8 protein-coding genes and 2 pseudogenes are annotated in these 11,389 nt (G+C 64.4%); 5 read left to right on the top strand and 5 right to left on the bottom strand.

The annotated features are described in order from the left end of the window. Nucleotides 1–33: 33 nt before the first annotated feature. The 4 genes from nthA to ltrA all read left to right on the top strand — a co-directional run bounded on the left by nthA (nucleotide 34) and on the right by ltrA (nucleotide 3,572). Nucleotides 34–666: a nitrile hydratase subunit alpha gene (gene nthA, locus ACTGJ9_RS25240; protein ID WP_456678616.1), complete on the top strand. Its 633-nt coding sequence runs from the start codon at nucleotides 34–36 to the stop codon at nucleotides 664–666. Further along, a complete protein-coding gene (nthB, locus tag ACTGJ9_RS25245; protein ID WP_456673304.1) occupies nucleotides 663–1,322 on the top strand; it encodes a nitrile hydratase subunit beta in 660 nt (219 codons plus the stop codon). The genes nthA and nthB overlap by 4 nt, the downstream gene beginning before the upstream one ends. Continuing rightward, nucleotides 1,322–1,702, top strand: a complete 381-nt coding sequence (locus ACTGJ9_RS25250; RefSeq protein ID WP_456673305.1) for a nitrile hydratase accessory protein — start codon at nucleotides 1,322–1,324, stop codon at nucleotides 1,700–1,702. Before nthB ends, ACTGJ9_RS25250 begins: the two co-directional genes overlap by 1 nt. Nucleotides 1,703–2,195: 493 nt before the next feature. After that, nucleotides 2,196–3,572, top strand: a complete 1,377-nt coding sequence (ltrA, locus tag ACTGJ9_RS25255; protein ID WP_456673306.1) for a group II intron reverse transcriptase/maturase — start codon at nucleotides 2,196–2,198, stop codon at nucleotides 3,570–3,572. Nucleotides 3,573–3,754: 182 nt separating this feature from the next. On the opposite strand, the pseudogene queC reads toward ltrA, so the two are convergent. After that, a pseudogene (gene queC / locus ACTGJ9_RS25260) lies at nucleotides 3,755–4,467 on the bottom strand (7-cyano-7-deazaguanine synthase QueC). 127 nt (nucleotides 4,468–4,594) lie between these two features. On the opposite strand from queC, the pseudogene mazG reads away from it, so the two are divergent. After that, nucleotides 4,595–5,445 (top strand): annotated as a pseudogene (mazG, locus tag ACTGJ9_RS25265) (nucleoside triphosphate pyrophosphohydrolase). A gap of 157 nt (nucleotides 5,446–5,602) precedes the next feature. On the opposite strand, the gene hflX reads toward mazG, so the two are convergent. The 4 genes from hflX to ACTGJ9_RS25285 all read right to left on the bottom strand — a co-directional run bounded on the left by hflX (nucleotide 5,603) and on the right by ACTGJ9_RS25285 (nucleotide 11,314). Next, nucleotides 5,603–6,985, bottom strand: coding sequence for a GTPase HflX (hflX, locus tag ACTGJ9_RS25270; RefSeq protein WP_456673307.1), 1,383 nt, complete (start codon nucleotides 6,983–6,985; stop codon nucleotides 5,603–5,605). A gap of 11 nt (nucleotides 6,986–6,996) precedes the next feature. Next, on the bottom strand, nucleotides 6,997–7,245 hold the full coding sequence (hfq, locus tag ACTGJ9_RS25275; protein ID WP_007591126.1) for an RNA chaperone Hfq: 249 nt from the start codon (nucleotides 7,243–7,245) through the stop codon (nucleotides 6,997–6,999). Nucleotides 7,246–7,493: 248 nt separating this feature from the next. Next, complete coding sequence (gene ntrX / locus ACTGJ9_RS25280; protein ID WP_027536085.1) at nucleotides 7,494–8,864, bottom strand: nitrogen assimilation response regulator NtrX; 1,371 nt, start codon at nucleotides 8,862–8,864, stop codon at nucleotides 7,494–7,496. Between the two features lie 17 nt (nucleotides 8,865–8,881). Next, complete coding sequence (locus ACTGJ9_RS25285) at nucleotides 8,882–11,314, bottom strand: ATP-binding protein (RefSeq protein WP_456673308.1); 2,433 nt, start codon at nucleotides 11,312–11,314, stop codon at nucleotides 8,882–8,884. Nucleotides 11,315–11,389 lie beyond the last annotated feature (75 nt).

The raw sequence follows: 11,389 nt of genomic DNA on the forward strand, positions 1-11,389 counted from the left end.
ACAGGCAGGGAAGGATTCGCTTAATCTTTCGTGATGAGCCACGATCACGACCATCATCATCACGACCACGATCATTCGGAATTGTCGGAGACTGAGCTGCGCGTGCGCGCGCTCGAGACGATTCTGACCGAAAAAGGCTATGTCGAGCCGGCCGCGCTCGATGCCATCATCCAGGCCTACGAGACCAAGATAGGCCCGCACAACGGCGCGCGCGTCGTCGCCAAGGCCTGGACCGATCCGGCGTTCAAGCAGGCGCTGCTGGAGGACGGCAGCAAGGCGATCGGTACGCTCGGCCATGTCAGCCGCGTCGGCGACCATCTCGTCGTGGTCGAGAATACGCCCGAGCGTCACAACATGGTCGTGTGCACGTTGTGCTCCTGCTACCCCTGGGAAATGCTCGGGCTGCCGCCGGTCTGGTACAAGGCCTCGCCCTACCGTTCGCGCGCGGTCAAGGATCCGCGCGGCGTGCTTGCCGATTTCGGCGTGACGCTGCCGAAGGACATGGAAATCCGGGTTTGGGATTCCACCGCGGAGACGCGCTTCCTGGTGCTGCCGATGCGCCCCGCAGGCACGGAAGGCTGGAGCGAGGATCAGCTCGCCGAGCTTGTCACGCGCGACTCCATGATCGGTACCGGCTTTCCCAGGACGCCCGGAGCGCCGTCGTGAACGGCGTCCACGACATGGGCGGCATGGACGGTTTTGGCAAGGTCGAGCCCGAGCCGAACGAGCCGATGTTCCACGAGGAATGGGAGGCCCGCGTGCTGGCGATGGTGCGCGCGATGGGCGCGGCCGGCGCGTTCAACATCGACACATCGCGCTTCTATCGCGAGACACTGCCGCCGCATGTCTACCTCTCCAGCTCCTACTACAAGAAGTGGTTTTTGGGGCTCGAGGAGATGCTGATCGAGAAGGGCTACCTCACCCGCGAGGAAGTCGCCGCCGGCCATGCGATGCAGCCGGGCAAGGCGCTCAAGCACGGCAAGTTCGACCTCGCCAATGTCGAGCGCATCATGGTGCGCGGCAAGTTCGGCCGTCCTGCCCCGGCGCCGGCCAAATTCAACATCGGCGATCGTGTCTGCGCCAGGAACATTCATCCGACCACGCACACGCGGCTGCCGCGCTATGTGCGCGGCCATGTCGGCGTAGTCGAGTTGAATCACGGCTGCCACGTGTTTCCGGATTCGGCCGCGATGGAGCTCGGCGAGAACCCGCAATGGCTCTACACCGTCGTGTTCGAAGGCCGCGATCTCTGGGGCGCTGATGGTGATCCGACCCTCAAAGTCTCGATCGACGCGTTCGAGCCCTATCTGGATCCGGCGTGATGAGCAGCAACGCTGCTGCCGCTGCGACGGCGGCCATTCCGAGCATTCCGCGCGACGACGACGGCCCGGTGTTCCGCGCGCCGTGGGAAGCGCATGCCTTTGCGATGGCACTGACACTGCACGATCGCGGCGTGTTCACCTGGCCGGAATGGGCCACAGCCCTGGCCTCCGAAATCAAGCGCGCGCAGGCCGCCGGCGACCCCGACACAGGCGAGACCTACTATCTGCACTGGCTCGCCACGCTGGAAGGGCTGGTGGCGCGCAAAGGCGTCGCATCGACGGAGACCCTGCATCGCTACCGCGATGCCTGGGACCACGCAGCGGATCGCACGCCGCACGGCAAGCCGATCGAGCTGACGCCGGAAGATTTTGCGCGGTAGTTTTTGGTGGCGCGTGCGGCACGCTCTGGCCCCGTCCAACACTGTCATTCCCCGCGAAGGCGGGGAATCCAGTAGTGTGCCGAGTATGAACGACAGCTTGGAGGTGGAAGTCCTCTATCCAGCCTGATGACGGCGAAGGATTAGCAAAGCGCAAGGGCGTCATCGCGAGGTGGGGTCTGAAGACAGCGTGGAGCAAAGCCGCGGCCCGATGAACAAACACCGGATAACGAGGTCTACCCGACCGGACGAGCGAGCTACTGATCGCGAAGTCCATAGTCATCAAGGGCCGGGGTGGTAGATCCGGCGGGCGTGCGGCGAAGGCGGTCGATCTTACCTCGGGAGGTCTGCACGGTGTCCCGGCAACGGGACTGAGGTCGCCGCAAGGCGGCCTGACCGCAGTGCAGAAGTCAGCAGAGGGCATAGTAGGCGGCGGCGCGCCGCCGAAGGCCTGAACGGTGGAAGAGGCCAGTAGAGCGGCGATCTCGTGCGAGCCATGCGGCAGAAGAATCAGGTCGAGCTGAACTTGGGCACCGGGGCGGAGGGTGAAGCCCGAAGCGCTGCCGCCCGAGAGCCTGAAGCCTGCACGGCGGAAGCCTGTCTCGAACGCCCGGCGGTCGCGGGACCGTCGATGGAAGACGTTGTCGGGCGTGAGAACCTGAAGGCAGCGTTGGCGCGAGTGAAGCGCAACAAGGGTGCGGCAGGCGTTGACGGGATGACCGTCGGCGAACTGCCGGCCTATCTGAAGGAGCACTGGCTCGCGATCCGGACCCAGCTATTTGGCGGCACCTACAAACCGCAGCCGGTGCGGCGGGCGGAGATACCGAAGGCGTCGGGTGGCCTGCGGCCGCTCGGCATTCCGACGGTGCTCGACCGCTTCATTCAGCAGGCGGTGATGCAGGTGCTGCAGGCGGATTGGGACGGAACGTTCTCCGAGACGAGCTTCGGCTTTCGGCCGGGCCGCTCGGCGCATCAGGCGGTGGAACGAGCGCAGGCGTATATTGCGTCCGGGCACACTGTCGTCGTGGACATCGACCTGGAGAAGTTCTTCGACCGGGTCAACCACGACATCCTGATGGGGCTCATTGCCAAACGGGTTGCTGACAAGCGTCTCCTGAAGCTCATCCGCAGCTTCTTGAATGCGGGTGTGCTGGAGGGAGGATTGGTCAGTTCGACGGAAGAGGGCACGCCGCAAGGTGGACCGCTCTCGCCGCTGTTGTCGAACCTGATGCTGGATGTGCTGGACAAGGAGCTGGAGAAGCGCGGCCATCGCTTCGTGCGCTACGCCGACGACTGCAACATCTATGTGCGCAGTCAGAAGGCGGGTGAGCGGGTGCTGGCGGGCATCGAACGTTTCCTCGAAAAGCGCCTCAAGCTGAAGGTCAACAGGGCCAAGAGTGCGGTGGCCAAGCCGAGCATCCGCAAGTTCCTGGGCTTCAGCTTTACCCGCGAGCCGCTGCCACGACGGCGCATTGCGCCGCAGGCGATCGCCCGCTTCAAGGCGAGAGTTCGGGAGCTGACGCGACGCACGTGTGGCCAAAGCCTTGCGCAGACTGTCAAGGAGCTGTCACGCTATCTGATCGGATGGCGTGGCTACTTTGGCTTCTGCCAGACGCCGTCGGTGATGCGCGCACTTGACGAATGGATCAGGCGGCGGTTGCGCGCCATCGCCTGGAAGCAGTGGAAGCGTGGACCGGCTCGCTTCGCCGAGCTGCGACGCCGCGGCGTCGGCCGGGTTCTGGCGGCAAAGACCGCCGGCAGCCCACGTGGCCCTTGGCGGCTCAGCAACAGCCCCGCGCTCAACATTGCCGTGCCAAAAGCTCTCTTCGGTTCGCTCGGTCTGGCTTCCATCGCGGCACAGCGGCCCGCATGATCCATCGAACCGCCGTATACGAGACCCGTACGTACGGTGGTGTGGGAGGGAGGAGTCGCGAGACTCCCCCTATCCCGATCGCCGCGGCCCTTCCGTTTCCCACGAACGCCTCTGGAATACTGGATCGCCCGCCTTCGCGGACGATGACAGCAGTGGTAATGGCAACGGCGGAGACTGGAGCGCTATCGCCCCGCCACAAACTCCCGCCAGCCCTTCGCCCGCAAACTGCACGCCGGACATTCCCCGCAGCCATAACCCCACTCATGCTGCGCGCCGCGTTCGCCGAGATAGCAGGTGTGCGACTGCTCGCGGATGAGATCGACGAGCCCCGCGCCGCCGAGGTCATGCGCGAGCTTCCACGTCGCCGCCTTGTCGATCCACATCAGCGGCGTATGCAGCTCGAACTTCCGGGCCATGCCGAGCGAGAGCACTGCCTGCATGGCGCGAATGGTGTCGTCGCGGCAATCGGGATAGCCGGAATAATCGGTCTCGCACATGCCGCCGACGATGTCTGTGATGCCGCGCCGGTAGGCGAGCGCAGCAGCAAAAGTCAGGAATACGAGATTGCGGCCGGGCACGAAGGTGTTGGGCAACCCATCGGCGCCCATCGCGATGGCGACGTCGCGCGTCAGCGCGGTCTCGACACGGCCGCGAGCGTCGGGATCGACAGCGTATGGCTCTTGCCGAGCTTCGCGGCCCAATCGGCACGCAGGCCCCTGATGCCGTCGAACAGCCGGTCGCGGCAATCGAGTTCGACGGCGTGGCGTTGTCCGTAGTCGAATCCGAGCGTCTCAACGCGCGCGAAGCGGCTTAGCGCCCACGCGAGACAGGTGGTCGAATCCTGGCCGCCGGAGAACAGCACCAGCGCGGTTTGTGATGAAGATGCGTCGCTCATGGCCCTGCGCTTTAGCACCACGGAGCGACTCCGCCAATCGATGGAAATCGGCCTGTTCCGCATGCCGGTGCTGGGCTCGGCGGCCCGCTTTTGGCATAAGATTTTGGACCCAGGAGACTGCCCCGCAATGACCCCTTCCCGCGACATTTCCCGACTGATCGAGATCATGGCCGCGCTGCGCACGCCGGTGACCGGCTGCCCCTGGGACCTCGAGCAGAATTTTGCGACGATCGCGCCCTACACGATCGAGGAAGCTTATGAGGTGGTCGACGCCATCGACCGCGGCGATCTCGACGATCTCAGGGAGGAACTCGGCGATCTCCTGCTGCAGGTGGTGTTCCACGCCCAGATGGCCTCGGAGCAGAACGCGTTTGCGTTCGGCGATGTCGTCGAAGCCATCACCCGCAAGATGATCCGGCGTCACCCCCACGTCTTCGCCGACGAGGATGGCAATCTCGCCGCCTCCCACGTCAAGGAAATCTGGGACCGCATCAAGTCCGAAGAAAAGGCCGAGCGCGCGGCGCGCCGGCTGCCTGAGGCAACGCCGCCGCACCAATCGCTGCTGTCGGGCGTCAAGGCCGGCCAGCCCGCGCTGACGCGCGCGATGGAGCTCCAGCGCAAGGCTTCGACCGTCGGCTTCGACTGGAACGACCCGCGCGCGGTCTTGCAAAAATCCGCGAGGAAGCCGACGAGATCGAAGCGGCGCTGGATCGCAACGACAAGCAGGAGATCGCGGAAGAAACCGGCGACCTCATGTTCGCCCTCGTCAATCTCGCCCGCCACGTCGACGCCGATCCGGAAGCCGCGCTGCGCGCGACCAACGCGAAGTTCGAACGGCGCTTTGCCTATATCGAACGCGTGCTGGAGGCGCAGGGGCGCACGCTGGAGCAGGCGTCGTTGGACGAGATGGACGCGCTGTGGAACGAGGCGAAAGGTGTCGAGAGGCCAGCGTCAGAGGGCGCTCACTCGCAGCCCTAGCTCCGCTGTCGTCACGGCGAAGGCCAGGACCCATAACACAGGGAGGAGTTTGGCAAACAGTTGTCGTTCTGTACTTCTACCGATCGCAACCGAGAGATCACGCGGTATGGATCCCGGCCCCCGTGCGCAATTGCGCACCAGGCCGGGACGACAATAGTTACGCCGACAGATGCGGCACGGCGTCGAACCTGTTCACCACGATATCCCGCTTGGTCTCGTCCACCCGCACGGTCATGTCGAAACGGCCGTCGTGCAGCTCCTTGGCCAGCACCTCGGCATTCCGATGCAGCCAGGAGATACCGGCGCCGTCGGCGGCGTCGATGGAGAGGTCGAGCGTGGTGCGCTTGGCGGCGAGCCGCTCCTCGATCGCGCTGAGGAGCGCATCGATCCCCTCACCTGACACGGCGGAGACCAGCATCGCCGGATGATCCTCCGGCCGGCGCGCTGCGATGTTCAAAAGCTCTTCGCGCTGCTCGGAATCGTAGCGGTCGATCTTGTTCCAGACCTCGATGATCCGGCCCGAATCATCTGGATTGATACCGAGCTGGCGCAGCACCGCATCGACGTCGCTCTGCTGCGCCTCGGCATCCTCGTGCGAGATGTCGCGCACATGCAGGATGACGTCGGCCTCCAGCACCTCTTCCAGCGTGGCGCGGAAGGCGGCGACGAGCTGAGTTGGCAGATTGGAGATGAAGCCGACGGTGTCAGACAGCATCGCCTTGCCGCCATGCGGCAGCGTCAGCGCGCGCAAGGTGGGGTCGAGCGTGGCGAACAGCATGTCGGCGGCCTGCACGTCGGCTCGGGTCAGGCGGTTGAACAGCGTCGACTTGCCGGCATTGGTGTAGCCGACCAGCGCGACGACGCGGTACGGCACGCGCTGACGGCCGGCGCGATGTAGCCGCCGCGTCGCCTGCACCTTCTTCAGCTCACCCTCGAGCTTGGAGATGCGCTCCTGGATCAGGCGGCGGTCGGCCTCGATCTGTGTCTCGCCGGGGCCACCCATGAAGCCGAAACCGCCGCGCTGGCGTTCCAGATGGGTCCAGGATCGCACCAGGCGCGAGCGCTGGTAGTTGAGATGCGCAAGCTCGACCTGGAGCGAGCCTTCCTTGGTCTTGGCGCGGCGGCCGAAGATTTCCAGAATAAGCCCGGTGCGGTCGAGCACCTTGGCGTGCAATTCCTTCTCGAGGTTGCGCTGCTGGATCGGCGCCAGCGCGCAATCCATCACCACGAGTTCGGCGTCGAGGCTCTTGGCCAGCGCGGCGATCTCCTCGACCTTGCCCTTGCCGATATAGGTCGCGGGCCGGATCTGGCTGATCGGCGCGATAATGGCGTCGGCAACGACGAGATCGATGGCGCGCGCGAGGCCGGCGGCTTCGTCGAGCCGGGCCTCGGCGTCGCGTTGGACATGGCTTTCCGATTGCGCGTCCGCACCGCCTGCGCGCGCTCGCAAATAGGGGCCGATGACAAGCACCCGCCCCGTCTGCTTAGCCCCTGCCGGCCGCGGACGGTCGGCATCCCCGTCGAAGTTCCGGGGTTCCAATCAGATCACTCTCAAGCGGGCTGATCCTCGCCGCCTTCGAACAACTGGATCGGAGCGCCTGGCATAATGGTCGAGATCGCATGCTTGTAGACGAGCTGCGAATGACCGTCGCGCCGAAGCAGCAAACAGAAATTATCGAACCAGGTCACGATGCCCTGGAGCTTCACTCCGTTGACCAGAAAGATCGTCAGTGGCGTTTTGGTTTTACGAACGTGATTGAGGAAGGTGTCCTGGAGGTTTTGTGCGCGGTCTGCCGCCATTGTTTTTTTCTCGCTTTGAGTTTCTTTTTATTGCGCCGGTCGTGACCCTGTTTTCAAAATGGAGGCCTTCTTCCGGTTGCCGTCCCTCATGAGATCCCCCTCGGAGGAACAGCAGGTCGATTAGAGGACAGGTCGGCTTATTAGGCAAGCCGCTTGACGCGGCAGGGCCTGCTCGGCTGCCCCGAAAAAATACGGAAATCGATGATTTCTCTCGCTTATCCCTGCGCTCCGGCCAAGTCGTTGGGGCGTTAGCCGACGCCGAGCGCCTTTAACTTCCGGTGCAGCGCCGAACGTTCCATGCCAACGAACTCGGCCGTGCGAGAAATATTTCCTGAAAAACGGCTGATCTGGGCAATCAAATAGTCGCGCTCGAACACTTCGCGGGCCTCGCGCAGCGGCAGGCCCATGATGTGCTCGCCATTGTTGCTGGTCGGCATCGCCGGCACCATGGAGCCGACGTCCTGCGGCAGCATATCGGCGGTGATGATCACCTCCGGTCCGCCCGCGGCCAGAATCATGACTCTCTCAACGTTGTTGCGGAGCTGGCGCACATTGCCCGGCCAGACATGCGATTGCAGCACCGCCATCGCGTCCTGCCCGATCTGTCGCTTGGGCAGGCCGCTGCCCGCCGAGATCTGCTCCATGAAATAGTCGATCAGCTCCGGAATGTCCTCGCGCCGCTCCGACAGCGCGGGCACGCGGATTGGCACGACCGAAAGCCGATGATAGAGGTCCTCGCGGAAATGGCCGGCCGCGATCTCCTCCTCGAGGTTGCGCGCGGTCGAGGAGATGATGCGGACGTCGACCTGCACCTTGCCGGTGCCGCCGACGCGCTGGAACGACTGCTCGACCAGCACGCGCAGGATCTTGTTCTGGGTCTCGCGCGGCATGTCGGCGATCTCGTCGATGAACAGCGTGCCGCCATGGGCTTCCTCGAGCGCGCCCGCCTTGCGCGGCTGTTCGCCGTTGGACTGCTCGACGCCGAACAACTCATGCTCCATCCGCTCCGGCGTGATCGCGGCGGCATTGATGACGACGAAGGGGCCGTCGGCGCGGCCCGACGCCGTATGCAGCGTACGGGCGGCCAATTCCTTGCCGGCGCCGGCGGGGCCAACGATCAGGATGCGGCTGTTGGCCTTGGCCGCGCGCTCGATGGTCTGGCGCAACTGGTTCACACTCGGGGAACGGCCGACGAGCTGGCTTGCGCTCGGCGCGAGCTGTTTCAGCTCCTTGACCTCGCGTTTGAGGCGAGAGTTCTCCAGCGCGCGGTTGGCGACCAGGATCAGCCGGTCCGCCTTGAACGGCTTCTCGATGAAGTCATAGGCGCCACGCTTGATCGCCGCGACCGCGGTCTCGATGTTGCCGTGGCCGGAGATCATCACGACCGGAAGATCGGCATTGTCCTTCTTGACCTGCTCCAGCAGCTGCAAGCCGTCGAGCTTGGAGCCCTGCAGCCAGATGTCGAGGAATACGAGATGCGGTCGGCGATTGGCGATTTCGGCCAGGGCCGAGTCGCTGTCGCGCGCGGTTCGGGTGACGAAACCCTCGTCTTCGAGGATACCCGCAACGAGATCCCGAATATCGGCCTCATCATCGACAATCAGAATTTCACTTGCCATGGATCGCGCCTGTCTTGTCAGATGCCCGTTGAGGCTTCGATTTTGCTTGAATCATTGGTCTTTTCGGCGGGGTCTTTGGTTTCGTCCGCCGGCTCTTTTGTTTCCTGCGTCGTGACGGAATCCGCAGCCGTTTCCTTGATATCCACCGTGGTTGCGTCCTTGGCGGTTGCCTCGGCTGCTTCCTTCGCCGGTTCTGTGACCGCCGGAGCCTGCGCGGCTCCCTCGGCCTTCTTGGCCTCGCCGGAGATCGCAAAGCGCATCCGCATCCAGGCGCCGCGCTGGCCCTCGCGGAAGTCGGAGGCGTCCTTCAGCTCGATACGGCCGCCATGGTCTTCCAGCACGCGGCCGACGATAGCAAGGCCAAGGCCGGTGCCTTTGGCGCGCGTCGTCACGTAGGGCTCGAGCAGCCGCGAGCGCGCGACCTTGGGCAGGCCGATGCCGTTGTCGACGACGTCGATCAGCACATCCTCATCCTCGCGCGACACCACGACGTCGATGCGGCCTTTGCCGAGCTCTGCCGCCGGGACCTGCTCGATCGCCTCGGTAGCGTTCTTGATGATATTGGTCACCGCCTGCGAGATCAGCCGCCGGTCGAACTGGGCACGCAGCGGATCGTCCTTGAACTCGGCCTCGATATCGAGCTCGGGATGGGCGACCTTCATCAGGAATACGGCCTGCCGCACGGTGTCGGCGACGTCCTCGCCTTCCATCACGGGCTTCGGCATCCGTGCAAAGCGCGAGAACTCGTCGACCATGCGCCTGATATCGTCGACCTGGCGCACGATGGTGTCGGTGCACTGCTCAAAGATCTGCTTGTCCTTGGCCTCGGTGATGTCCTTGCCGAACTTGCGGCGGATGCGCTCGGCGGAGAGCTGGATCGGCGTCAGCGGGTTCTTGATCTCGTGGGCAATGCGGCGCGCGACATCGCCCCAGGCCGAGGTGCGCTGCGCCGACACCAGCTCGGTAATGTCGTCGAGCGTGATGATGTAGCTGTCGTGCGGCTGGTTCTTCTCAGCGCTCACGCGGACCGAGAGATTTCGCTCGGTGCCGTCGCGCGTGATCGTGATCTGGCCCTGCACCAGACGCTGGGTCCCTTCCCGCGACGTCTTCATCATCTCGTCCAGCTCGGGCAGCACGTCGGAGAGCGGACGGCCGAGCGTCTCGGCCTCGGAATGCCCGATCAGCTTCTCGGCGGAACGGTTGAGGATGCCGACGCTGCCCGCGCTGTCGACGCCGATGATGCCGGCGCTTGCAGAGGACAGCACCGCCTCGATGAAGCGGCGGCGGCTGTCAATCAGGTCGCTGGCGCTGACGAGCTCGTCGCGCTGGCTGCGCAATTCCTGCGTCATCTTGTTGAAGGTCTCACCGAGCTGGGCGAGATCGCCTTCCGATTGGTGCACGGGCACCTTCACATGGAGGTCGCCGGTCGAGACAGTGTGGGCCGCGTTCATCAGCCGCCGGATCGGCGCCACCAGCGAGTTGGCGAAGTTCAGGCCGATCAGCACCGAGGCCATCAGGATGGTCAGCGCGATCACCGCAAACATCAGCGCAAACGCCACCTGGATGCCGAGCCGGCGCGACTCGATCTGGGCGTATTCGGCGACGCTGATCTCGGTCTGCTTGAGCTGACTGACGACCTTCGGATCGAGGGGACGAGCGACGTACAGGAACGTGTCGCTGAAGGCGCGAAGGCGGATCACCGCAGCGACGTAACTCGCATCCGGCAGCACCGCGATCTCGGGCTCATTCTCGTTGACGTTGCTAAGGAAGTCCGGCGCCGGCGGCGAATAGGCCAGCCGCATGCCGGTGTCGGCGGACTCCAGGATATTGGTGTTCTTGTCGATGATCATCGCGCCCGGCAGATTGCGCGAGCCGGCGCTGGCAGTCAGCAGCTCGCGGAACGACCGGCGATCCTGATCGTAGAGTGGCCGGGCATGGGCGATGTCATTGGCCATGCCGATGATGTCGCCGCGGATTAATTGCGCATGGTCCTGCATATAGGCCCGCGCGATATCCAGCGAATTCTGAATGACTTCCTTGGTCGGCCCCGAGAACAGCCGGTCGAGGCCGCGTTCGAGCGTGACGTTGGCGACGACGGAAACAAGCACGGCCGGCAGCACCGCGACAATCGAGAACAGGCTGACGATCTGGACATGCAGGCGCGCCGCCGCCCTGCCCCGCCGCCGCGCCAGGATCAGCTGCCAAAGCTCGCGCACGATGATGCCGACCAGCAGCAGGATCGTGCCCGCATTGATCAGGTAGAAGGAGCGGACCACCTCCGGTGTCGGATCGATCCTGGTGAGGCCGGTGAGGACCAGAAATGTCAGGAGGCCCGACAACAGTGCCAGCGCCACCGCAAACGGCACCAACAAGCGCCGCACCGACCAACGCCGGGGCTCTTCCGCTGGGGCCGTGTCAAAGGATGCGGCCGAGGTGTCTGCGCTGGTCATTCCGGCAATGGGTGCTGAAAACGGGTCCGCGATGGGCGGGTACTGATGTATTCATATCACATTGTTGCCAAATTA

This window comes from Bradyrhizobium sp. RDM12, assembly GCF_051917485.1.
Classification (GTDB): Bacteria; Pseudomonadota; Alphaproteobacteria; order Rhizobiales; family Xanthobacteraceae; genus Bradyrhizobium.

Excerpts from the sequence above, each read along its gene's own strand:
- ACTGJ9_RS25250 (WP_456673305.1), top strand. The coding sequence starts at position 1,322 with ATGAGCAGCAACGCTGCTGCCGCTGCGACGGCGGCCATTCCGAGCATT.
- ACTGJ9_RS25285 (WP_456673308.1), bottom strand. The coding sequence starts at position 11,314 with ATGACCAGCGCAGACACCTCGGCCGCATCCTTTGACACGGCCCCAGCG.
- nthA (WP_456678616.1), top strand. The coding sequence starts at position 34 with ATGAGCCACGATCACGACCATCATCATCACGACCACGATCATTCGGAA.
- ntrX (WP_027536085.1), bottom strand. The coding sequence starts at position 8,864 with ATGGCAAGTGAAATTCTGATTGTCGATGATGAGGCCGATATTCGGGAT.
- hfq (WP_007591126.1), bottom strand. The coding sequence starts at position 7,245 with ATGGCGGCAGACCGCGCACAAAACCTCCAGGACACCTTCCTCAATCAC.
- ltrA (WP_456673306.1), top strand. The coding sequence starts at position 2,196 with ATGCGGCAGAAGAATCAGGTCGAGCTGAACTTGGGCACCGGGGCGGAG.